The sequence below is a fragment of the Novosphingobium profundi genome, from assembly GCF_018491765.1.
In the GTDB taxonomy this organism is placed as follows: Bacteria; Pseudomonadota; Alphaproteobacteria; order Sphingomonadales; family Sphingomonadaceae; genus Novosphingobium; species Novosphingobium profundi.
The window spans coordinates 1-20900 of the sequence record NZ_JABWCU010000038.1 but is presented as its reverse complement, the minus strand read 5'-3'; the positions used below and the strand labels follow the sequence as shown (position 1 = coordinate 20900).

Genomic DNA, 20900 nt, shown 5'->3' with positions numbered 1-20900 from the left:
TTCGGCATTGGACCGTCAGCGCTGACCGAGACCATGGAACTACTCAACCAACACTTGGTCGCGGCCGCCTGATTGCCATGAAGCGGCGGATCTCACTCGCTCGCGGACAATCTTTGCAACAGAGCCGCCGCGACAATCCCGAGGATCAGGGCTCCGATCAGGACGTAGCGGATGATCGGATAACGCTCGAGAAGCCCGGGCTTGTTGTCCTTCTTGCCGTCCTCGTCCTTCCGGTCGTCGCCCCCTTGATCGGATCGAGACCCATCCCGGCTGCGCTCGTCCGATCCCTGCCTGTCGGACCCATGCTCGCCGCACTCGGTCTGCGCGTCAGCCACTCTGCAACCTTGTAATATGTAAACCGTTTCGTATCATAGACGCTTCGTCTGAGCGTTTCCACCGTGTTCTCACAAAGAACCGAACAGGGGCAGGGAGGCCCACGATTTCTGATGAAAGTGCAAGGTTTGACATCCCTTGGAACCGCGGCGGCCTTTGCATTCGGCCTGGCCTCGGCCGTGCCGGCACGCGCGCAGTCGGAGGACACCGGCGCCCCCGATCGTTCCCGCCTAACGATCGGCGTGGGCGCGGCCACGCTGCCTGACTATGAAGGGGCCGACAAGAACAACATCACCCCCGGAGTGGTTCTGATCGGCAAGGTTGCCGACCATGACTTCTTCACGCGCGGCACTCAACTGTATGTGAACCTGATTCCGAGCCGCTCGGGACCAGGTACCAACGTCGAGCTTGGCGTGATCGGCGCGGCGCGGCTTGACCGGACCAACAAGGTCGACAACCTCCAAGTGCGTGCACTCGGCAAGATCGACACCGCGTGGGAAGCCGGCGGCTATGTCGGGATCAGCCGGACGGGCGTGATCACCAGCGATTACGACACGCTGACCGTCCGCGTGGCCTATGTCCACGACCTGTCGGACGTTCACGACAGCTACGTCGTGACGCCGCAGATCAACTACGCGACGCCGCTGTCCACCCGCACGCTTGTTTCGGTCGGAGCTTCGGCGGACTATGTGGGGAAGGGCTACGGCCGCACCTACTTCGCGGTCACGCCCGCAGGGTCGCTCGCTAGCGGCTTGCGGACCTATTCTATCAATGACAGCGGTTGGAAGCGGTACAACCTGTCCGCCTTCATCCTGCAAAGCCTGAGTGGCGACCTCCGTCGCGGCTTCGGACTCGGGGCCGGCGTGCTCTATGGTCGCATGCTGGGCAAGTACAAGCGCAGCCCTATAGTCAGCGACGTGGGCGATGCTGACCAGCTCGCCGCCGCGGTCGGGCTGACCTACACCTTCTAGATCGCCGGGGGGGGGCGGTCCAGCACCCGGCGGCCGCCACATACAGGCGAGTGACGGTCAGATATAGCCGCTCGCGCTTTCACCAGAGTGAACAGCGCGGGCTGAAAAGCCGTTCGGTTTCGCGAACCTGGAGAATACCCCAAATCCCGCCATCCAGCTCAGCATGGCCACGCACGACCGGCGGGCCGATGGAGCAATCGACTGGCTGAAGAAGCTGGTGTTTTCGGTTTCCGCCGCCTGAAGGCCTCAAGCAACTAGGGCGAATTCAAACTGCGCGGTGCAGACGGGCTCTGCTCTGCCCTCTTGGAACGCTTCAGCCTCCATCGCCGCGACGCGTCGCCCGACGCGTCTGATCGCCGGGGCGGTGCGCAGGGGTGCCTGCCGTGCCGCCGAGAAGAACTGAAGATGGGTGCTGATCAACCGCGGAGGCCGCGAGAGAGCCAGCGTGCGCAGCAGGGTCAACCCCGCCGACAGCTCCAGGAACGAGGTGATCGCGCCACCGTGAAGTGCGGGCAGCATCGGATTGCCGATCAGGTCGCCTGCGGGCTCAAGCACGAAACGGCCCTCGCGTTCCGTCATCATGGCGTCGAGCATCTGGGCGAAGCTGCCCGGCGTCGGGCATGCCGGCGGGCGATCCGGCGTCACAGCGCGACCCGGTTGATCGAGAACACGCCCTGGGCTGTCGCGGTCAGATGGGAGGGGTCGGTGTCCCAGACCTCGGTACGGACGAACGCCAGATGGTCGGTTGCGTCGTAGCAGTGCGCCCATGCCGTTGCAGCACATCGCGTCGCAATGGGACGGATGTGGTCCACCTTCAGGTTTAGCGTCGAGATCGCCAGCCGCTTGCCCAGCCGGGACATCACCGCCACGCCGCATGCCTGATCGATGAGGCTCGTCAGGACACCGGAGGCAAGCACCTCGTCGTCGTCGGCCAGATCCTGACGCCAGGCGATCCTCATCGAGCTTAACCCGTCACCCGCCGAGATCAGCTCGATCGCGAGCCAGTTGCTCCACGGAATCCCGGCCGGTTGCAGCATCCAATCCTCGCCCATGCGCTAGCTCCTCTCGAGCGGTAGTCTCCACCTGGTCGCCCCGGCACATCAAGAGATTATCAAAGGAACAGTACGGTTTACATTCTCGAACCTCGACCTATCCTGTTCGTCGTCCATGGAAACGCGGTCGAACAAATTTCTGGTGCTCGTGGTGACCGGCTTTCTGCTGGGCACGCTCCTGATCTTCACGCTGTGGTTGTTCGATGCGCGCGATGGAGACGGAAATCCCTATCTGATCCGCTTTACTGGAAGCGTTGCCGGTCTGGAGAAGGGGTCGCCGGTGACCTTCTCGGGCGTTCCGGCCGGCCATGTCACGTCGATACGGTTCGACAAGGAGGACCCGTCAGCGGTTCTCGTGACCGTCAGCCTCGAGCCTCGAATCCCCGTCGTCGCAGGCGTGAAAGCGTCGCTCGCACGATCGGCACTTACCGGAACCGCGAACATCAGCCTCGATGGCGCCCGGTCTGGTGCGCCCCCGATCGTTGCGGCGAACGACGGGGAGCTTCCCGTCATCCCCGCCAAGGAAGGCGGGCTCCTTAGCGGCGGAGGGGACCCCGTTGCACTGGTCGAGAAGATCAGCCGCACCGTGGACTCTGTCACGCGCAACCTCGGCGCCGCTCAGCAGCAGCGGGCCAGCGATCGGCTGGCGGCGCTCGCGGAGAGTTCCGCCGGTTGGGCAGACAGGGCCGGAGGGGCGTCCGATAAGCTTTCCGGCGCGCGCGGTCGCGTCGTGGCCGTAGGGAACGCCTTGCAACGATCCGGCGACAGCGCACAACGGTTGAGAGCTGTCCTGGACGAACGTCGCGCGACCGTTCTCGCGAAAGCGAACCGCACGTTGCTGAACGCTCGAGACGGAGCTGAGCAATTTACGGCGCGCGTAGAGGCGGTTCGGCCCACGATCCGCAGCGCGACTGCCAAACAGGCCCAACTGCGTGAGACCATTCGTTCAGCAAGGAACAAGGTCGGTGCTGTCAGGGATACGGCCGTTCGCATCGATCAGGAGGGGCTGGGAGTGGGTGCTCCGTCCCTCCCGACCTACAAGCCGGGGTCACGGCAGTGATCGACCGCGAGACGATAGGACAGTCCTGGGCTGAGCTCGGGATGGCAGGCGGCCGGCCGTCCCGGCGTGATTTCTCGTCAACCGGTCCGGATCGCGCTATCCTCGATCCAGGAGAACGAGATGAGCGATGAAGATAGAAAGGGGCGGCGCCCAAGGAAGATGGGCAGACCGACGACTGAGGCCGCGCTCCGCCTGACCTCACACATCCTCAAGAGCGCCCGCGAACTGTTCTTCGAACACGGGTTCGACGGCGCCAGTGCCGACATGATCGCCGAACAGGCGCGCATCTCCAAGCGGACCCTGTACGCGCGCTTCGGCAGCAAGGCGCGCGTGTTTGAGGCGGTGATCCTCGACGAGATCGACACGCAGCTGCGCGCGCTCGAACCCTCCGGCAGTGATGAACCCGACATCGGCCCGCGACTGCGCGTGATCGCCGATCGCCTGCTCGAGTGGCTCCTGACGCCCCGGATCGCTTCCATGGAACGTGTCGTCATCGCGCAAGCCGTGCGCTTTCCCGCGCTTGCGGCGAACATCCACGATTTCGGTTACCAGCGGGCCGTCCAGTGGGTGGCATCGATTCTCGCCCATGCCAATGCCAAGGGAGAGCTTTCGCTGGCCGACCCAGTATTTGCTGCCGAGCAGTTCGTCACGCTCGTCGTGGTCGCCCCCATGCGCCGTGCAGCGCTGGGGTTGTCTCCGCCAGCGTATGACGAGGCGGCGCGCGATCGTGTCACACGCGGTATCGACCTGTTTCTTGATGGCTGCCGCCCGCGGCAGGGGGATGATTGCAGCGCGTGATGCCCACCACGGACGACGAGCCTCAGATCGGTGAGCGCGCGCGCCTGGCCGAGCTTATCCAGATCATGGGGCGCCACGGCCTGAACGGGCTCGCCTCGCGCTTGGGTCTGCTGCCCGGTCGCTCGGAGCAGCCGGTGGACGTCGGTACGCCCGAGCGGGTCGTCGCGCTGCTGCGGGACCTTGGACCTGTCGCGGTCAAGCTGGGGCAGGTGCTCGCGACCCGTGAAGACCTGCTCGGGCCGGAATGGGTGCGCGCGCTGTCGATGCTGCAGGACCGGGTTACCCCGCTGCCGTTCGAGGCGCTGGAGTCGACGATCCTGACCGCGCTTGGCTCCCCGATCGCGGACGTGTTCGCGAGCTTCGACCGCGAGCCGATCGCCGCGGCCTCGATCGCGCAGGTTCATGGTGCCACCCTGCTCGACGGAACCGAGGTAGTGGTCAAGGTGCGCCGGCCGGGGATCGCGGAACGCGTCGATGCCGACCTGAAGCTGCTCCGCCGCGTCGCGCGGCTCGCGGCGAGGCACTCACCGGAGATTCGCCGCCTCAAGCCCGACGACCTGCTCCGGTTCTTCGCGGAGAGCCTGTCGCAGGAAATGGACCTCAGCGCCGAAGCAGCAGCCTGCGAGAGCATCGGCGCCTTCCTGCAGCCGCTCGGCGTTCGCACGCCCGCCTTCTACTGGGATCAGGTCGGCCGCCGGATGAACGTGCAGGAGCGGCTTAACGGCATGCCGGTCCGCGCGATCCTCGACGGGGCGGGTGAGGGCGGTGCGGACGTCGCCAGCAGATACGCCGATGCGGTGCTGCGGATGATCATCTTCAACGGCCGGTTCCACGCGGACCCCCATCCCGGCAACGTCTTCGTCCTGGCCGATGGGTCGCTGGCGTTCATCGACTTTGGCGCGGTCGGCGTGCTCAGTCCCGCCCGGCGGAACGAGGTTGTCACGCTCGTCCTTGCCATCGCGAGCGAGGACACGCGATCGGTGACGGACGTGCTGCTTCAATGGTCGGGCGAAACCGACGTCGATCGCCAGGCGCTGACCCGCGACCTCGACGCGCTGATCGGCCAGTTCCGCGGGGCAGTACTCCGGCAGATCGAGCTGGCGGACATCTTCGGACGCGTGTTCGCGCTGCTGCGCACCTACCGCCTGGCGCTGCCACCCGACCTCGCCCTGCTGCTGCGCACCCTGCTGATCGCCGAAGGTTTCGTGCGACGGCTCGATCCCGGCTTCGACATCGCGGCGCGCGCCGCACCGATCGCGCGCGAACTGTTGCGGGAGCGGATCGGCCCCGCCGGCCTCAAGCGGGGCGGACGCCGGCTGGCCACGAGCCTTGGCCGTCTGGCCGCCGCCTCGCCCGAGCTGGTGGCCTTCGCCGAGCGGGTTGCGCGGTCGGGCGCGCTGCCGATCGAATTGCAGGGAGGCGCGGTTTCCTCAACTCCGGCATCGCCCCGGCGCGCCGATCCCAACGTCCTGTCGGCCGGCCTGCTGGTCGCTGGCGCGATCCTTCAGCGCGACCATGATGTTGTCGGCGCAATGTTGATGGCGTCTGCGGTGCTGCCTGCAGGCTGGGCTTGGTTTTCGAGCAGGCAGAGGCGCTGACTTCCTGCTGCCCAACCTTCCGCATACCCGATTCCCCACCCTTGCCCTATCGCGCGCTCGTTCGCCTATCGGGCTTCATCGCTGAGGAGTGGAACAATCCAAAGGAGGCGGCGTTCCCGAACAAGTAAACCAGTCGGTGTATAATCGGCACCCCTGGTTCGATCGAGCAAGGGCTTTTGCGTGTCGGAACAACCGGATCACGAACTGCATGTACCGACTGAGGAGTGGCGTGACTTCGGTGCTGCACTGAGCGACCTGATGCCCAGGCTGGCGAGCTACGCGCGATCGCTGGCCAGAAACCCCGATACTGCACAGGACCTTGTTCAGGAAACCTTGCTGAAAGCCTGGCGCAGCCGCGCGTCGTTCGAGCCCGGTACGAATTTGAAGGCTTGGACCTTCCGTATCCTCCACAACTCCTTTCTGTCACAGGTGCGTCGTCGAGGCGCAGGACAAGCGGGCGAGACCGCCGAACTCATCGATGTTCCGGTGGCGTCAAATCAGGAATCGGTCGTGACGTTGAGCGATGTCCGCCGCGTGTGGCCGCGCCTGACGCCTGAGCAGCAGCGGTGCATTCGATTCATCGGGATCGAGGGGCTAAGCTACGAGGAGGCGGCCACAATCGAGCGGGTTCCCGTCGGCACGATCAAAAGCCGCGTGGTGAGAGGGCGGCAGATGCTGCGCGCACTCTTGGATCAAACGAACAGCGTACCAGCCAAGGGAACAGCATCCCGGATCCTGTCGGTCGATTCGCCCCCTCGGTATGAACCTTCGCCCGTTGATGATGCACACTCAAAACAGATCGAACTGCTGCGAAGCTGGCGCGCGAAGCGTGCGGCCGCTCGCTGCGCCGTCGGATGACTTCTTGGGATCCGCCTGATCCCATTTGTGTCCCCTCCGTTTAGACCTGCGATGGACTGCCGTAGCGCCACGAGTTGGTGATAGCACGATGGCGATGCCGGCGGTTCGCGCGATGACGGCATAGCGGGCGGCATGGATGCGTCGTGCCCGATGGCCACGATCCCGATGTCGCGCACCGTGTCGAGCCGTTCGACGATCCCTTTCAGGTTGGCGGCCGATGGTGCTTCTGGCCGGCATCGCGCTGGGATGAGTTGATGCCGTGGGCTTGGCAGCCTGGCGATCCGATGATCGCGCAAGCCGCCTGATACCTCGCAGCAAAACCGCTCATTGCGGGCGTCAAACGATCATGTAAGCTGTCCGCTACGATCGCGTGCGAAGGGAGCTAGCGATGAATCCGATCCTGGTGGGATTAATAGCGGGCGTCCTCTTCGGCTGCGTTGACGTTGCCCTCATGCTGCCGATGGACTTCCCGGACAAGAAGGCCGCTCTCATCGCGGCTTTCTGCAGCCGTTTTGCAATCGGATTTCTGATCCCGCTTATAAGGATGCCAATCCCCCCCTGTTGCCGTCGGTGTGTTGGTCGGATTGCTGATCAGCTTACCAGACGCCATTATCACCAAATCCTACGTCCCCATCCTGGCCAGTGGCATCATCGGCGGCGCAATCATCGGATGGGCCGCGTCCCGATATACCGCGTGAAGCCACAGCTCCTCGCTTAGCGCGCTACGTGGCAGATGCGGCCTTCAGACACCGCTTACCGCTCGGCGATGTTGTTGTCGATCTCGGCCGTGCCCTCGTCGAGGAAGCGGGTGAGCGCCTCCCAGCGCCGGCGGCCATAAGCGAGCGCCTGGGCCATCGCCGATTTGGGCGACAGGCGGCGAAGGGCATTGTCGATCGCGACGCGCAGGTCCTCGATCTGTGGACGGCTGCGCTCCTGCCGGCATCGCTCCCGGACATCTGGCGGCGCGCCTCGTATCTCGTCCTCTAACCCACCTTTTAATGCTGAGCTTGTTGCCGTGAGCTCATCAGAGACGACAGCCTCGGGATATGGCGGCTCCCCGTAAAAAGCCCCGCCGCGCAAACCCCGCATCGATTGCGGTATTCAGGCGACGTTGCGCTGGGGCTGCGCCTGTTATTTCCCTCACCAAGCCACGAAAGGGTATGATCGAGTTGACAATCGTCTTTCCACCAGCTTCCGCTACTTTACCAAGACGATTTTCGTTACGGTCCGCTCCTACATCGAAATCCGGTCCGAGAACATCGTCCAACTCAGCGATATTACGCTTTATCTCGTTGCAGGTCCGGGTCGATGCCCGATCGTATGGGTTAGAAGAAGCGCTTAAGAGAACGGGTGGGATATCCTGCTTTACCGCTCCAACGTCTTTAGCTGGTTGGGAGGCAATAGATCGAACTGAATCCGGTCCGGTATTTTTGGATTCCTTGTGTCCCTCCTGAGCCGCGCCGGCAGACGCAAAAGTCAGTACCAAGATTGTAAAGGCAGCTGAAACTTTCCTCATATCTGTCCCTATCTACTATGATAAAATTCAGATATTCCTGTACCACAGGGTAATCTCTTGTGTGATATTGGAGACACCGGCACGGTAAGCTGCAACGATGGACGTCACTGTAGCATCAGTGGCTCTTGTTCGAGATTCGAAGGACCGCACTGCCACATCACGTGCTGCCCCGCTTGCAACCTCTGCGCGCACGACAATAGTGATCAATGGGGGAGCCTTCAGTCCCTGATCAAAGGTGGCCGTGAACTGCGAAATTTCCGCCGACATGATGTCCGCCGGTTTTTGGAAGTCGCTTCGCGCAACTCGCGTTCGGGAAGACTGCTCCAGCTGGTCAATCAGAGCTAGACGGAACATCTCCGGGACGGGTTGGGACCAACGTGCTTTTGCGAGAGCAGCAACCCGCGAGTTGGCATTGGTTTCAATGCTGTCAGGCCGTAGATTATTCGGAAATGAGAATTGGCGGACAGCAACAACCCGTGCATTGGCATCAGGCTGCCTTTGCGGGGGCTCACTGCGAAAGGAATATAGGTCCGCAGGCTTACCTCCGCCCAGAAGCCCACCAACACAGCCCGACAGCGAGACTAAGAGGAGCGCTGAAGAGATTTTCAACGTATTTTTCACTTTGGCAGCTCCATTTCTCGCGCTTTCCCCCTTCCGAGAACAGAGCGGGGATCTTGCTGTATTTGTCGGGTAAGTCGATCAAGTGACTCGGCAGCCTTTTCCAGCCCACGTAGAGCCCCCGCCACGCGATTACCTTCTGGCCCCTCAAGACCTTCTGCACTCGCGTTCAACTTAGCTATAAAAGCCCGAGCATCGTTCGTCGCGCTCTTCGCATTCGCGGCCGCTTCTCGGATGTCTGCAAAGGCTTGCGTACCATCGCCCTGAATAGCGGTTCTCGCAGCCGCCGCAGCCTGCTCGATGTCACCCGACGCTGAATCAAGGCGACGGATTGCATTTTGAGCATCCGCAAACATTGCCTTTCGACTGTTAAGTTCTGCCGTCACTGATCTGATGTCAGCGAGCATGCCATCGACCTTTGCGATATTTCGGTCAGAAAGTACCCGATTGACCCGATCGAATGATTCAGAAACCTTAGCGAGGGTCTGCCCTCCCGCCTCCAGCACCGAATCCAACGATCCGGGCTTCGCTCTTATTATCGGGGGCTGCTCACGCGACGCATCGCGAAGCAGTGGCCTTGTAGGCGAACCAGGAGTTAACTGGATAATGCTGACCCCTGTCACACCTTGGGACTCTTTTGAGGCAAATGTATCTACCCTTATCGGCGTATCCTCTTCGACCTTCACATCGATAATCACGCGGCGAGAGTTTGATGGATCTACACGAAGCTTTGTGATCTCCCCGACCTTGATGCCATTAAAGTCAACTTCGCTACCTTCGGTTAGGCCGCGCACAGGTCCGTCAAAAACAGCTCGATAATGGTCGAAGCCTTTACCAAATTGGTCATTACCTAGCCAGAGAATGAAGACGATCGCTGCGACCAGCAGACCAACTGTCAAACTACCTACTAGAGCGTAATTGGCATGTCTCTCCATTTAGTTGCCACCCGAGTTGAATCGCCGTGCTCTTCGGCTTTGGAAATAAGAGCGTGTCCATTCGTCTTCAGAATCACGTAGTTTTTCGACTGCGTCAGACGCGACGATTTTTTTGTCCGCCAGAACTGCTACTCGATCAGAGATTTGAAACAGGCTGTCCAGGTCGTGGGTGACCATGACGACAGTCAACTCCAAGGCATCACGCAGCGATACGATCAAGTCGTCAAATTCTGCAGCAGCGAGGGGATCCAGGCCTGCCGTTGGCTCATCTAGAAAAAGAAGCTTCGGGTCGAGCGCTAGTGCACGTGCAACGCCGGCGCGTTTCTTCATGCCGCCTGAAAGTTCTGCCGGCCGCTTATATGCGGCATCATTAGCAAGCCCGACCAAAGAGATTTTCATCTGGGCCAATCGGCTTAGAAATTCGCCTCGGATCTCGGTATGTTCAAGAAACGGCGCTTCGACATTCTCCTGAAGCGTCAGGGATGAAAATAGCGCGCCGTTTTGAAACATCACGCCCATGTTTGATGCAAGCCATTTTCGATCAGGATTATTGAAGATGTCCTGACCGCCTACTACTACCGATCCAGAAATCGGTCGCTGTAATCCCAACATCGTATTGAGCAAAACGGACTTTCCTCCGCCCGAAGCACCAACTATTCCCAGAATCTCCCCGCGATAGACGTCGAGGTCTAAATCTTCGTGGATTACCGTTTTACCGAACGCTGTTTTAAGGTCGCGTACCTCGATCACCCTTTCCCGCTCGGCCATCACAGGTCCAGTTTCATGAAAACGAGGGCGAAAGCCGCATCGAGAAGAATGATAGCGAACAATGCCTGCACGACTGCGGTCGTGACGTTTCTACCCAATACCTCGACGTCGCCCCGTACGGCCATTCCTTGGCGGCAGCCAGTGAGTGCAATGATGATGGCCATTACAGGTGTCTTGATCAGACCAAGCCAGAAATGCTGGAGGTCCACCGTCTGCCGAAGACGCTCTACGAAAAACACTGGTGAAATATCCAAAGAAGCCCAGCTCACAAGCAGGCCACCAAGAATGCCGGCAATCATCGCTGCGACTGATAATAGCGGGAGAGTAATGATCATCGCCAGCACGCGTGGGGTTACAAGCGCCTCTGTGAGATCGACACCCATGACCACCATTGCATCTGTTTCTTGGTTCATTCGCATAGCGCCGATTTGAGCAGCGAATGTAGACGTCGATCGGCCAGCCAGAAGAATTGCCGGTATTAGCACCCCAAACTCGCGCAATACCGACACCCCAACGAGTTGAACGGTAAAGACCGATGCGCCCAAGTTCTGCAATAGGTTCGTGCCGACCAATGCGACCACTGCCCCGATGAAGAATGTCATCGTCATGATGATTGGCAGCGCCTCGAGACTTCCCTGCTGCATCACGCTGACTAGCGCTCGTACGCGTAACCTGCGAGGGTTGATAACCGCTCTTCCAACGCCCACCTCAGAGCGGCCCAGGAACACGATATTACCATATAGCTCGCCCAGCGCTGTAACCACTTTGCGGCCCAAGCCTGTGAAAAAACCGTAGGACTTCCTGGGCTTTTTAGTCGCATGTTCCTGCATCGCTGGGGCAACGATGTCTAAGACACGCCGAAGCTGCTCTGGGACGTTGTCCCCTAAATCTCTGACACCAAGCGCATGAAGGAGCGCAAATGCGCCAGCACTGTCTACCCGCCCTAATTGGCTCCAGTCGATCTGATCAACTGCTGCCAGCGCATGGCCATTGGCGTTTTCTTCTACCGATTGAACCGTAGTGGCCAACCAATCGCCCGAAATTTTCGTTGCGTTGTTTTCGGTAAGAACGGCTGGTTCAGAGACAGGCAAAATGGCACCTATAGCCGTTTACGGTACGGTACGGTATACTTATTGCGAGAGCCTATGCAATAGGGAGTTCGCACTGCACGGGGGGCCGGGCTGAGCTGGCCGCTGCCGCACGGGATGAGCGACGGCGCGCTGGCGCTAAACCGCGAAGCGGGCAACAAGACCGGCTATCGGCGGTACCCCGAAGCCCGACTGGCCCCGGCTCCATCGCGAGATGCAGTGCAAGCATGTGACGCTGCAGATCTTGTTGCGGCCCTCAACACTGTCAGCGGCTACGATCTTTGTCGCGCGGCGCCGGCGATTGCGTCGGCGGCGCCGCGCTTCCTATTTCCGCGTCCAGCGAGCCTCCCGACTTGATCCGGTCAGCGACGAGCTGGCGGGTCGACTCTCCGATCGTCCCGACCATGCGTGCGCTCTCGCCCCGCTCGCGCGCGGTCTGCATGGCGGCATCGACGATCGCCTGCGCCGGCGCAAGGCGAGGATCGGCGTGATTCATCTCGGCAGTGTTCTTCAGAAATGCCGCGGCGAGCCGTTCCTGGCCCGGTGCATGCCCCGGCGGGAGAACCGGCTTTTCCAAGGCTCGGACCGCCCGCTGTAGCTGCGCCTGCTGTTGGGAATTGATCTGGATACCAAGCGCGGCCCCAATCTCCCGCACACGCTCTAGCGGCGTCTGCTGCGGGCTTATAATGGCATCGACCTGCCGCACCCCTAGGTAGGTCAGAAGGTGCGATTGATAGACCGGCCCCTTGGCGTGGCGAACATAGGCAAGCTCGGTGCGTGCGCTCGCGATAGCGGCCGACGACCCATCATCGTTGATGAGGCCACGCAGCCGCTCGGCCGCCTGCTGGCGCGCTGCGGGCAGATAGCGATCCAGTTCCTCGCGCACCTTGGTCAGCGTCAAGCGGTAGCGTTGCCCCTCGGGCGGCGCCCGCTTGGGGAGCATCGCGATCCCGGCGGGACCGATGCGCGCTTCGGGCGCGAGGTCGCGCCGTACTGCTGCGGCCGCGAGGACGGCGGCCATGCCGCGATGATCGCCCGTCAGGAAGCCGTGGCGGGACGCCTCCATCCATTTATCCTTGTCGATCGCGGCGACGCGGATCGGATGCCCCGCCTCGCGCGCGATCTGCGCCGCATGATGGCGCATCGTGCGCCCATTGCCTTCGCGGAAGGGATGGATGGCGTTGATCTCGTTGATGTGATTGCCAAGCCGGTCGAAAAACTCATCTCGCGGAAGGCCTCGAAAGCTATTCTGCTGGCCTACGTCCCCGAACCGCTTGTCGAGTTCGCGCGCAAGGTAAGGGACGGCGGCAAAACTCGATCCTCCCTTGGCTATGTTCACCGTGCGGTCCTGGCCCGCCCAATCGTAGAGGTCTTGAAACAGATGCTTGTGAAGCGCGCGATAGCCCTCAGCGGTCGCCGGAAACGTCAGGCGCGCAGCCTCAGCCCCGCGCGCCAGCATCAAGCGCCGCTCGGCCTCGGTGAGCATTTTATCATCGGTGATCCCCAGCTTGTTCCGAAGCGTCTCGGTGCCGGGATAGATGTAGGGATCGCTTGCCAATGTCAGGCAGCGATTTGGCGGGTTCCGGGCTGATAAAGGCTGAGGATGATCGATGCCATGAGGGGAGGTGGCACGCCTTCGTCGAGCATCATCGCGAACATCGCATCTTCATCGCCGGTCGGCGTCATGTCCTCGATGACGAGATTGGCGCGCGCCTCCGCTACATCTTCACGCCAAAGCGCTACCTGCTCGGGGGAGCCGCGTTCGAAATCCATTTGCCGGACGCGCTCGCGCAGCTTTTCAAGATCGATCTGAGCCACCGCGTCATCCTTTCTTCGGTTAACCAATACGCCTTCCAGCGCGATTTCTCAACAAATCACTCGCCAAAATCGCCATTCCCCTCGTCTCACGCCGCGCCCGAATGGGCGCGGCGTTTCGCGACGGCCGATCAGTATTCGCTCGCGAGCATGATCGTCAGCACCCGCTTTGTCTGCTGTTCATCCCACGGCGCTTCACTGCCATAGGTCAGGCTGGCGTCGTAGTAATCGACCTTCCAGAAAACGGTTTCGCAAATCTCCTTGTCGTCGCCGGGCCGGTCCTGCGTCCATTGCCCTGATCCAAGGCGATAAACCGCACCGAAATCATGCTCGCCATAAGGGTCGTTGTCGCTCTCGAATTGCGAGTAGCTCACAATCGCCGCCAGAGCCGTAAAGCGGTCCGCATCGGGGAGTGCCTGAAAACCTAAGGTGACGTTGGCAATCGAAGCGGTGCCAGGATGGCTCCGCGCCGCGTCGTTCAGTCGACGGATGGCATCTAGATGTTCGGGGATATGCATATCGTTCCTCCTGCTGGCATGGGCCGCAAGGCCACTCGGGCCTCACGGCCCTGCCTTTCCGGCGAGGAACGGGATGGGGAGGGAGAGCGAGAATCTTCGCCGCTGGCGCGGGCGAGCCGCCCTAGCGCGGCCGACACCTGCAGGGGCGTCGGGTGCCGGGCTTGGCGGATTACACGGGCGGCAAGATTGTCGTTCGGGAACGAAAGGGCAGGGTGCCCTTGGTGTTCCCCCCGCCGACGCGATGATCGCGACCGGCACAAAGGCGCGGTGCGAATGTCGCACGGCCTTTGGCAAGCGAGGTTTGCTACTCGCGATATTCTGCTTTCGTTCTCGTTCGGACTGACTCATAGAATCGTCATGCCGATCATGGCCGAACATCGCTGGCTCTACCCGATCGACTGGCCCGAGCTGTCGAGGCTTATCCGGTTCGACCGCGCTAAAGGGCGCTGCGAACATTGCCGACGCCCGCATGGCGGTCATGTATTTCATCTAGGCGATGGGCGCTGGTGGGACGCGGCTGCACGGCAATGGCGTGATGGGAGAGGGCGCCGGGTGGGCGTGCCGCGTGCGGATCTTGCGGCAGTCGTGCGGATCACGCGGGTCTATCTGGCCTGCGCGCATCTCAATCATGACCCCACCGACAATGCCGCGCGCAACCTGGCCGCACTTTGTCAGCGATGCCATATGATCCATGACGCGGCCGAACATCGGCGCCGGCGCTGGTTGAATGCCTATCGCCGCCGCGCCTTGGGCGATCTGCTCGATGTTCTCGGCGCGCCCTACGCAGCGCCAACAGGGTGTGCCACATGGCACACCCCTATCCGTATCAGTGACCTGTCGCCGCTGCGCATAATCGCCAAGGCGCCGCCCGTCCCTTGTGGGCGGGCGGCGCGCGCGGGCCTGAAAGGGCCGTGAGCGCGCCCGCACCGCATCGCGGTGCGGGCGCGCCGGCGATGGGCTCGATATGCGGATGCTCTAGCAAACCGGAAAGATGGGAGCCGATTGGAACCGGCCCCCATCCACTCGTCATGCCATTTCGTCGGTCATATCCTCTGCCTCGCTGTCGGCGTCGTCCATATCGGGATCGAAATCGTCCGCCTCGCCCTCGGGCTGATCGAACGCTCCGATCTGCATGGGCGCGGGGAGCCAGTGTGCCGGAAGCCGCTCCGATACATTGACCGCCAAGTCGCTCTTCTTCTTGATGGTGGCGCAATTTTCGGCGCTGGGGGCACCGCATTCCTCGCGCAGCAGGTCGATCAGCGCGGCCCGACGCATCTTGTCGAACAGGGCGATGGGGGCGCTCCAACGGGCGGCGACGTCCACACCGCTTGCACGGGCGATCTGCTCGAACTGATGATGCCGCTGACCGGGGCAACCGCCCGCAAACACCGTCCCGTCCACCGTCATGGCGACCAGTCCGGCCAGCAACGCCATCTTGTCCTCGCTGCTCATGGCGCGGATCGCCTCGAAGCGGCCCTGCGCGGGGATCGACGCGAACCGGGTCGCCATCATATCCTCGACGGGCCGAACATCGCTGGTTGCCATAAGCTCGTCGGGCACATCGGTCGTGACGGTCTTGGCCTGCACTTCAATCGCCATCTGATAGCTATGTGCGCCGTGGAGCAACTGGCCTGCGAGGCTGTCCAGCATGATGTCGAGCGCCAGCGCCGGGTCGGCCGCAACCGCTTCCTGCACGATCTGCGTCTTGATGCGGGTCAGGTCCGCGAACAGGCTGTTGGGATAGAGCGGGGCAGGGCCACCCTGCGCGCCGCCCGCCTTGGGCTTCTTCTCCGCCTTGGCGCGATAGATGCGCTTGCCAAGCGAGCCGTCCCGCTCGATCCAAAGCGCAACGCCACCAATGGCCTTCTGCTCGGCATTGTAGAAGCGCAGCGCGTCGGTGATGGCTTCGCGTTCCGCCATAAGCGGTTCGATGCGGTCGCTGTCTTCGCCCTCGGCTTCGGCAATCGCTTCCATTTCGGCATCCAGTTCCGCCAACCGTGCGGCCTCCGTCTCGGACGGCTCGCGCTCACCGGGATAGAGATAGCCCTTGTTGTAGAGGTCATAGGGCTGGCTGATGGTCGCGCCGACTTCGAACCAACCGATCGCACGATAGTCGGCAGCAAGCGCGTCCAGCTTGGCTTCGGCAAGTTCCTGCACGATTTCGGGCTGATCGGCGTAACCGCCGTCCCCTTGGCTGAACAGGTCCGGGGTGATGGTGCCGCCCTGATCGGCATAGGCGTCGCGCCCGACGAACAGGAACTCACCGCTTTGGGTCGTCAGCTTTTCTTCGGTGAGCATCCGGCGGATGGTATGGGCCTGACCGTTCGACGCCTTGAAAACGCGCATCTGCTCGGCATGGTCGCCGGTGAGGGTGAGCGCCTTGGCCGCGTCGATGGTCAACTGATCCTTGGCGAGAATATCGATCAGCTTGGGATTGAGCGCGGAGAGCCGCAGCATCCGGGCAACATGGCTTTCGCTATAGCCGAACCGGGCAGCAATATCGGAGGGGTCCATGCCGATGTCGCGCATCCCTGCGAACGCGCGGATCGCGTCGGCGGGGTGCATGTCCTCGCGCGCCGCATTTTCGGCATAGGAAAGCTCGATGGCTTCTTCCTTGGTCCGCATCTCGACGGGGAAGAGATCGCTATTGCTGACCTTCTTGCGCTTCACCAATTCCTTGAGCGCCCGATAGCGCCGCCCTCCGGCGAACACCCAGAAAAGGTCATCTTCCTCATAGACGACGAGGTTCTGCAACAGGCCATGTGCGGCGATGTCGTCGGCCATGCTGTCGATGGCGGAAGGCTTCACGCGGCGGCTGTTGAGGGGGGAAAGGCGAAGCTGCGACAGCTTGACGGTGATGATAGCCATGATGAAACTCCTATGATCTGTATCGATGGGGAGGGGTCAGCCTTCGAGGCTCGCGAGTTCGTCAAATTCGACCGATGCGCGCTGGGCGCTTTCGCCCGCGTAGGTCGCGCCGGATCGGGGATAGAAGAAAACCCGGTCGCCCTTGGCGTAGGGGGTGCCGTCCACGCCGGTCCCGTCCACCTTGGCCCGCTTCCAATAGGGGTCGCCCTTGTATCGAGTGTAAGCCATTGTCCTTTCTCCTTCTTTCGAGGCGCAGCCGGTTGCCGCTGCAACCGGGGTTGCCTCTCCGGCGAGGAGCGGGACGGGGAGGGAGGAGGAAAATCGATGGCCTGGTGCGGGCAGGCCGCCCTAGCGCGGCCGACGCCTTCAAGGCGTCGGGTGCCGCGCTTGGCGGACCACACGGGGCTGTCGATTTTGCTTCGGGAACGAAAGGGCAGCAGCCCTGGTGTTCCCTCGCGCCTGACGGGCCTCCGGGGGAGGGCCGTGGGCGCAAACAGGCCAGCACCGCGCCCTGCGCGGCCTTAGGTGTGCCACATGGCACACCTCACGCGAGGATCGTCACCCTCCTGGGACGAGACGCCGGCACGGTGGCTCGGTCGGCGCGCAGCGCCGATAGAGCCGTGCCCGGCAGGGTCGCGCCCGAATTTGTTGTCTTGGGATCGTTGCCGCTCTAGCGTCAGCTCCGCGTCTGCCGGACTGAGCGTGGTTCTCTCGATCGAAGCCGTTGATGCGGGGCTACCCACCCCATGATGCGGGGAGGAATGCGCGCGCGACGATGAGTTGGACCCTGTTCATTGATGAGTCCGGTCAGGATCAGCGCCATTCGCCCTATGAGGTGCTTGCGGGCATCGCGATCGAGGATCGGCGGGTATGGCCACTGATCCGCGATCTGTCCGACGCACAGCAGCATATCTTCGGAATGCGGTTGTTCGAGGCGTATGGCCGGGAAGCCAAGGCGCAGAAGCTCCTTGATCGCAAGACGTTCAAGCATGCGGCGCAGCTCGATGCGTTCGAGCATGCCGAGCGAACCCAGCTCGCGCGCGAATTGCTGATCGACGGGACAGCGGTGACGCGCAATCGGCTGACCGCCTTGGGGCAGGCAAAGATCGAATATTGCCGTTTCAGCCTCGATCTGGCGCGGCGTCATGGCGCGAGGGTCTTTGCAACGATCGTCCCGCGCGAAGCGCCACGGCCCGACCGCAGTGACGCGCTGCGCAAGGATTACGCTTTCCTGTTCGAGCGCTTCTATTATTTCCTGAACGGCCTTCCAGGCGACCCGATGGGCTATATGGTATTCGACGAGCTGGACCGCAGCGCCGCGCATATCCTGCTTGGTCAGGTATCGAGCTATTTCGTGAACACGCGCAACGGCCGAAGCCGTTCACGCCTCATCATTCCCGAGCCGTTCTTTGTGCATAGCGATCTGACGACGCTGATCCAGACGGCTGATATTGTGGCTTACGTCATCAGTTGGGGTCTGCGGCTACGCCGCATGACGGCACCGGCGCGGGAGGAGCTGCGCCCGCTGGTGGATCTTGTCCACCGACTGCAATTCAAACGGGAGACGGAAGGGGGCGATCGGATCTACGGGATGAAGCTGATCAACGATCTACGGCCAAGGCCCTTGGCCTGAAACGAGAGAAGGCAATGCACGCGTCGCCGCGAACAAAGCCTCCGCGATCCTATTTAATCGATTCGCCCCTATTTTCAATTAAGATTCGACGAGATGCCGCGCCGCTCGCCCGCCAGCGGGCGAGCGGCGCGCGATTTCCGGGGTCTGGTTGGGCGCGCCGCCACGCCCCGGCCCTCATCGGGCCGGGATCATGGAGGGCGATCACGCCGCCGCATCCAATTCGGAGACTGTCTCGATCGCCATGCGGCTCAACAGCCAGTCGGAAGCATCCTGCGCGAGCCGCGCGGCGGTGAAGATACACCTTTTGTCATTGCGAAGGGCCGCCAGCCAGCTCGCCAGATAGGCGGCATGGTCCTCGCGGTCGTGGAGTTTGATTCCGATCGTCGCGCTGATGAACGCGGCCCCAAGCTCGGCCACCAATTCCTCGCGGGCATAGTCTTCGCGCTTCGTGGAAATGAGGGTCGAACGGGCGAGCCGATCCACATGGCCGCTGGCGTGACATAGCTCGTGCGCGAGCGTCGAATAATAGTCATCGCTGGTGTGGAAGTCGGCAAATTCCGGCATGACGACATGATCGCCGCTTGGCTGATAATAGGGCTGCGCGCCGTGATGACGCACCGTGACGGGTACGCGGGCAAAGAGCGCATCCAGTTCGGCGTCCCGCTCGTCGGGATTGGTCGCGGTGATGATCGGGGCTGGGGTAGGATATTTCGCCTCGATGCCGTCGATCTGCTCGGCATTGAAGACGGTGTATCGCTTGAGAAACGCCACCTGACGCTTGCCGTCCTCGCCTCCCTGATCGCTGCCACGTTCGCCCTTGTCGGCGTCCACTTCGATCTTGTTGGCATAAACGACGGTCGAGCCCTTTTCGCCCTTGCGGACGCATCCGCCAAGCGCGAGCGCCTGCTTGAATGTTAGCCAATGCGGGGAAGCAAAGCCCTTCGTCATGGCGGCGACCCACAGAGACAGGACATTGATGCCGCGATAGGGCACGCCGGTCGAGCGCAGCGGGATATTCGGCGCGGTGCGGCCGTTCCACGACTTCGACCAAGGCCGGGTGCCTGCCTCGATCATGGCAATCATCTGGTCGGTGATCTCCTGATAGATGTCGGCGCGGTTGTCGTTGATACGTCCCATGATTTTTCCTTTCCTTTGAGGCTGAAAGCCGGTCGCAACAGCAACCGGCTCTGCCTTTCCGGCGAGGAACGGGATGGGGAGGGAGAGCGGGAATCTTTGCCGCTGGCGCGGGCGAGCCGCCCTAGCGCGGCCGACGCCCTGCAAGGGGGTCGAGCGCCGCGCTTGGCGGATTACACGGGCGGTAAGATTGTCGTTCGGGAACGAAAGGGCAGCCGCCCTTGGTGTTCCCCGCGAACGGTGGCGTCCGGGGGACGGCTCCGTGTCGTCACGGGGTCACGCCGCGCCGGAGAGCGCGTCGAATTGATCGAGCAGCGATGCCAGGGTGGACGTTGCGCGATCGGCGCGCTCATGGTTCCAGTCTGTCCGCCGCTCCCGATGAAAGCCACCCTGCATGAAGAACGGGTGCGTGTCGTCGATCAGGGCACAGAGCGGCGATGCGAGGATAAGTCCTTCGGCTTCCGCAGCGGTAGTGGCACGCCGCAGGTCGTGCCCGATAGCGCGGTTGCTCTCGTCGGTATGACCGTGAATGACGAGATAGCATTTCAGCGCCAGCTCGAGCGCGATAGCGAGCCGATAGAAGCGATCCTGTAAGGGGCGATCAATCGTCCCAGGCGACGGATAGCCCAGAAAGCCGCGCGCATTGCCCGCTAACGTCCTTGCGAGATCCAGGTCAGGGTGTGCCATGTGGCACATATGCGGCCGCTCGATCACAGCCATTGCCCCCCAAGCCCGGCCCTGAACTCGTAGGCGAGGACGGCGCCTCCGGCGACCAGGGCGGCGAGCGCGAACAGCGCGAGCCGCGCCGGGATGCCGGGGCGCGATCTGCCGTCATCGGTAATGGCAATGGCGGGGCCGATCACGAGCGCGAGGATCAGCGCCGGCCCCAACTCGTGGAGGACCAGGCCGGGAAGACGGTTCGGGAGCAGGTAGGGGTAATTACGGAGGACACGGCCGATCAGGACCGCGCCGACGACCAGCGACAGCGCCGCGCCCCAACGGCCGATCAGGATCGCCGCCGGGGAACCGCGTTCAAGCATTGGAGCTGTTTCCCGATGAACGCCGCCCGCCCGCAGGGGCGGTCTGCTGTGGCCTAGCCCGATCGTCACCCGGATGGGCGGAAACCCGGTGGCGGGGTTCCGCGGAGCGCCGCGATAGCGGCGCGCAGTAGAGCGCGGGCCGAAGGCAGGCCCGGCCTATTGCTTGATCGGGCTCTGTTGCAAACTCTGGCGCATTCGCCAAGATTGGGCTGCTGGATTGGCAGGATCGGTTGCGATGAACGATTTCAAGGGGCGGCACTTCACCGGAGAGGTCATCCTATGGGCGGTGCGCTGGTA

Annotated in this window: 24 protein-coding genes and 1 pseudogene; 8 read left to right on the top strand and 17 right to left on the bottom strand. The window is 62.3% G+C overall.

Annotation, left to right across the window (positions count from 1 at the left end; all coding sequences use genetic code 11):
- Positions 1–92: 92 nt before the first annotated feature.
- The gene (locus HT136_RS24900) at positions 93–335 is read right to left on the bottom strand and encodes a hypothetical protein (protein ID WP_214202527.1); all 243 of its coding nucleotides are present in this window, start codon (positions 333–335) and stop codon (positions 93–95) included.
- 111 nt (positions 336–446) lie between these two features.
- Between HT136_RS24900 and HT136_RS24895 the strand changes: the two genes are divergently transcribed.
- Complete coding sequence (locus HT136_RS24895; protein ID WP_214202526.1) at positions 447–1304, top strand: MipA/OmpV family protein; 858 nt, start codon at positions 447–449, stop codon at positions 1302–1304.
- A gap of 246 nt (positions 1305–1550) precedes the next feature.
- Here the strand turns inward: HT136_RS24895 and HT136_RS24890 are convergent, their stop codons facing one another.
- Positions 1551–1898 (bottom strand): PaaI family thioesterase, encoded by a 348-nt coding sequence (locus HT136_RS24890; protein WP_214202525.1) that lies wholly within the window; start codon positions 1896–1898, stop codon positions 1551–1553.
- A gap of 47 nt (positions 1899–1945) precedes the next feature.
- The gene (locus tag HT136_RS24885; RefSeq protein ID WP_214202524.1) at positions 1946–2356 is read right to left on the bottom strand and encodes a PaaI family thioesterase; all 411 of its coding nucleotides are present in this window, start codon (positions 2354–2356) and stop codon (positions 1946–1948) included.
- Between the two features lie 115 nt (positions 2357–2471).
- On the opposite strand from HT136_RS24885, the gene HT136_RS24880 reads away from it, so the two are divergent.
- The 5 genes from HT136_RS24880 to HT136_RS24860 all read left to right on the top strand — a co-directional run bounded on the left by HT136_RS24880 (position 2472) and on the right by HT136_RS24860 (position 6975).
- Entirely contained in the window at positions 2472–3416 is a 945-nt protein-coding gene (locus tag HT136_RS24880; protein WP_214202523.1) for an MlaD family protein, read from the top strand.
- A 120-nt stretch (positions 3417–3536) separates the two neighbouring features.
- Positions 3537–4214 (top strand): TetR/AcrR family transcriptional regulator, encoded by a 678-nt coding sequence (locus HT136_RS24875; RefSeq protein WP_214202522.1) that lies wholly within the window; start codon positions 3537–3539, stop codon positions 4212–4214.
- Entirely contained in the window at positions 4214–5812 is a 1599-nt protein-coding gene (locus HT136_RS24870; protein ID WP_214202521.1) for an ABC1 kinase family protein, read from the top strand. The genes HT136_RS24875 and HT136_RS24870 overlap by 1 nt, the downstream gene beginning before the upstream one ends.
- A gap of 180 nt (positions 5813–5992) precedes the next feature.
- On the top strand, positions 5993–6670 hold the full coding sequence (locus HT136_RS24865; protein WP_343222314.1) for a sigma-70 family RNA polymerase sigma factor: 678 nt from the start codon (positions 5993–5995) through the stop codon (positions 6668–6670).
- 143 nt (positions 6671–6813) lie between these two features.
- Positions 6814–6975: a hypothetical protein gene (locus tag HT136_RS24860; RefSeq protein WP_214202520.1), complete on the top strand. Its 162-nt coding sequence runs from the start codon at positions 6814–6816 to the stop codon at positions 6973–6975.
- A gap of 104 nt (positions 6976–7079) precedes the next feature.
- On the opposite strand, the gene HT136_RS24855 is transcribed toward HT136_RS24860, so the two are convergent.
- The 9 genes and pseudogenes from HT136_RS24855 to HT136_RS24815 form a co-directional block, all read right to left on the bottom strand.
- Positions 7080–7280 carry a hypothetical protein gene (locus HT136_RS24855; RefSeq protein WP_214202519.1) on the bottom strand — a complete coding sequence of 67 codons (201 nt, stop codon included), beginning with the start codon at positions 7278–7280 and terminating at the stop codon, positions 7080–7082.
- 146 nt (positions 7281–7426) lie between these two features.
- Positions 7427–7657 (bottom strand): annotated as a pseudogene (locus tag HT136_RS24850) (IS66 family transposase); the annotation flags it as partial.
- A gap of 556 nt (positions 7658–8213) precedes the next feature.
- The gene (locus HT136_RS24845) at positions 8214–8807 is read right to left on the bottom strand and encodes an ABC-type transport auxiliary lipoprotein family protein (protein WP_214202518.1); all 594 of its coding nucleotides are present in this window, start codon (positions 8805–8807) and stop codon (positions 8214–8216) included.
- Complete coding sequence (locus HT136_RS24840; RefSeq protein WP_214202517.1) at positions 8804–9739, bottom strand: MlaD family protein; 936 nt, start codon at positions 9737–9739, stop codon at positions 8804–8806. The genes HT136_RS24845 and HT136_RS24840 overlap by 4 nt, the downstream gene beginning before the upstream one ends.
- Complete coding sequence (locus tag HT136_RS24835) at positions 9740–10507, bottom strand: ABC transporter ATP-binding protein (protein ID WP_214202516.1); 768 nt, start codon at positions 10505–10507, stop codon at positions 9740–9742.
- Positions 10507–11598, bottom strand: a complete 1092-nt coding sequence (locus tag HT136_RS24830; RefSeq protein ID WP_246544413.1) for an MlaE family ABC transporter permease — start codon at positions 11596–11598, stop codon at positions 10507–10509. The genes HT136_RS24835 and HT136_RS24830 overlap by 1 nt, the downstream gene beginning before the upstream one ends.
- A 262-nt stretch (positions 11599–11860) precedes the next feature.
- Positions 11861–13153: a Fic/DOC family protein gene (locus HT136_RS24825; protein ID WP_214202515.1), complete on the bottom strand. Its 1293-nt coding sequence runs from the start codon at positions 13151–13153 to the stop codon at positions 11861–11863.
- Between the two features lie 2 nt (positions 13154–13155).
- Positions 13156–13413: a hypothetical protein gene (locus tag HT136_RS24820; protein ID WP_214202514.1), complete on the bottom strand. Its 258-nt coding sequence runs from the start codon at positions 13411–13413 to the stop codon at positions 13156–13158.
- Between the two features lie 128 nt (positions 13414–13541).
- A complete protein-coding gene (locus HT136_RS24815; RefSeq protein WP_214202513.1) occupies positions 13542–13928 on the bottom strand; it encodes a DUF3768 domain-containing protein in 387 nt (128 codons plus the stop codon).
- 273 nt (positions 13929–14201) lie between these two features.
- Between HT136_RS24815 and HT136_RS24810 the strand changes: the two genes are divergently transcribed.
- A complete protein-coding gene (locus HT136_RS24810; protein ID WP_246544411.1) occupies positions 14202–14843 on the top strand; it encodes a hypothetical protein in 642 nt (213 codons plus the stop codon).
- A 111-nt stretch (positions 14844–14954) separates the two neighbouring features.
- On the opposite strand, the gene HT136_RS24805 is transcribed toward HT136_RS24810, so the two are convergent.
- Both HT136_RS24805 and HT136_RS24800 read right to left on the bottom strand, forming a co-directional pair.
- Positions 14955–16796: a ParB/RepB/Spo0J family partition protein gene (locus HT136_RS24805; RefSeq protein ID WP_214202512.1), complete on the bottom strand. Its 1842-nt coding sequence runs from the start codon at positions 16794–16796 to the stop codon at positions 14955–14957.
- 36 nt (positions 16797–16832) lie between these two features.
- Complete coding sequence (locus tag HT136_RS24800; protein WP_214202511.1) at positions 16833–17024, bottom strand: hypothetical protein; 192 nt, start codon at positions 17022–17024, stop codon at positions 16833–16835.
- A 547-nt stretch (positions 17025–17571) separates the two neighbouring features.
- Here HT136_RS24800 and HT136_RS24795 point away from each other — a divergent pair.
- Positions 17572–18429, top strand: a complete 858-nt coding sequence (locus tag HT136_RS24795; protein WP_214202510.1) for a DUF3800 domain-containing protein — start codon at positions 17572–17574, stop codon at positions 18427–18429.
- 201 nt (positions 18430–18630) lie between these two features.
- Here HT136_RS24795 and HT136_RS24790 read toward each other — a convergent pair whose 3' ends face one another.
- From HT136_RS24790 to HT136_RS24780, 3 genes are all read right to left on the bottom strand, one after another.
- Positions 18631–19566, bottom strand: a complete 936-nt coding sequence (locus HT136_RS24790) for an ArdC family protein (RefSeq protein ID WP_214202509.1) — start codon at positions 19564–19566, stop codon at positions 18631–18633.
- Positions 19567–19839: 273 nt separating this feature from the next.
- Positions 19840–20283: a hypothetical protein gene (locus HT136_RS24785; RefSeq protein ID WP_214202508.1), complete on the bottom strand. Its 444-nt coding sequence runs from the start codon at positions 20281–20283 to the stop codon at positions 19840–19842.
- Positions 20274–20603 (bottom strand): hypothetical protein, encoded by a 330-nt coding sequence (locus tag HT136_RS24780; RefSeq protein ID WP_214202507.1) that lies wholly within the window; start codon positions 20601–20603, stop codon positions 20274–20276. Before HT136_RS24780 ends, HT136_RS24785 begins: the two co-directional genes overlap by 10 nt.
- Between the last annotated feature and the right edge of the window lie 297 nt (positions 20604–20900).

What these genes read in the sequence shown, in the direction of transcription:
- HT136_RS24780 (WP_214202507.1), bottom strand. Translation starts at nt 20,603, where the DNA reads ATGCTTGAACGCGGTTCCCCGGCGGCGATCCTGATCGGCCGTTGGGGC.
- HT136_RS24810 (WP_246544411.1), top strand. Translation starts at nt 14,202, where the DNA reads ATGTCGCACGGCCTTTGGCAAGCGAGGTTTGCTACTCGCGATATTCTG.
- HT136_RS24815 (WP_214202513.1), bottom strand. Translation starts at nt 13,928, where the DNA reads ATGCATATCCCCGAACATCTAGATGCCATCCGTCGACTGAACGACGCG.
- HT136_RS24795 (WP_214202510.1), top strand. Translation starts at nt 17,572, where the DNA reads ATGAGTTGGACCCTGTTCATTGATGAGTCCGGTCAGGATCAGCGCCAT.
- HT136_RS24895 (WP_214202526.1), top strand. Translation starts at nt 447, where the DNA reads ATGAAAGTGCAAGGTTTGACATCCCTTGGAACCGCGGCGGCCTTTGCA.
- HT136_RS24840 (WP_214202517.1), bottom strand. Translation starts at nt 9,739, where the DNA reads ATGGAGAGACATGCCAATTACGCTCTAGTAGGTAGTTTGACAGTTGGT.
- HT136_RS24870 (WP_214202521.1), top strand. Translation starts at nt 4,214, where the DNA reads ATGCCCACCACGGACGACGAGCCTCAGATCGGTGAGCGCGCGCGCCTG.
- HT136_RS24805 (WP_214202512.1), bottom strand. Translation starts at nt 16,796, where the DNA reads ATGGCTATCATCACCGTCAAGCTGTCGCAGCTTCGCCTTTCCCCCCTC.
- HT136_RS24890 (WP_214202525.1), bottom strand. Translation starts at nt 1,898, where the DNA reads ATGCTCGACGCCATGATGACGGAACGCGAGGGCCGTTTCGTGCTTGAG.
- HT136_RS24885 (WP_214202524.1), bottom strand. Translation starts at nt 2,356, where the DNA reads ATGGGCGAGGATTGGATGCTGCAACCGGCCGGGATTCCGTGGAGCAAC.
- HT136_RS24880 (WP_214202523.1), top strand. Translation starts at nt 2,472, where the DNA reads ATGGAAACGCGGTCGAACAAATTTCTGGTGCTCGTGGTGACCGGCTTT.
- HT136_RS24855 (WP_214202519.1), bottom strand. Translation starts at nt 7,280, where the DNA reads ATGGCGTCTGGTAAGCTGATCAGCAATCCGACCAACACACCGACGGCA.
- HT136_RS24835 (WP_214202516.1), bottom strand. Translation starts at nt 10,507, where the DNA reads ATGGCCGAGCGGGAAAGGGTGATCGAGGTACGCGACCTTAAAACAGCG.
- HT136_RS24790 (WP_214202509.1), bottom strand. Translation starts at nt 19,566, where the DNA reads ATGGGACGTATCAACGACAACCGCGCCGACATCTATCAGGAGATCACC.
- HT136_RS24875 (WP_214202522.1), top strand. Translation starts at nt 3,537, where the DNA reads ATGAGCGATGAAGATAGAAAGGGGCGGCGCCCAAGGAAGATGGGCAGA.
- HT136_RS24785 (WP_214202508.1), bottom strand. Translation starts at nt 20,283, where the DNA reads ATGGCTGTGATCGAGCGGCCGCATATGTGCCACATGGCACACCCTGAC.
- HT136_RS24800 (WP_214202511.1), bottom strand. Translation starts at nt 17,024, where the DNA reads ATGGCTTACACTCGATACAAGGGCGACCCCTATTGGAAGCGGGCCAAG.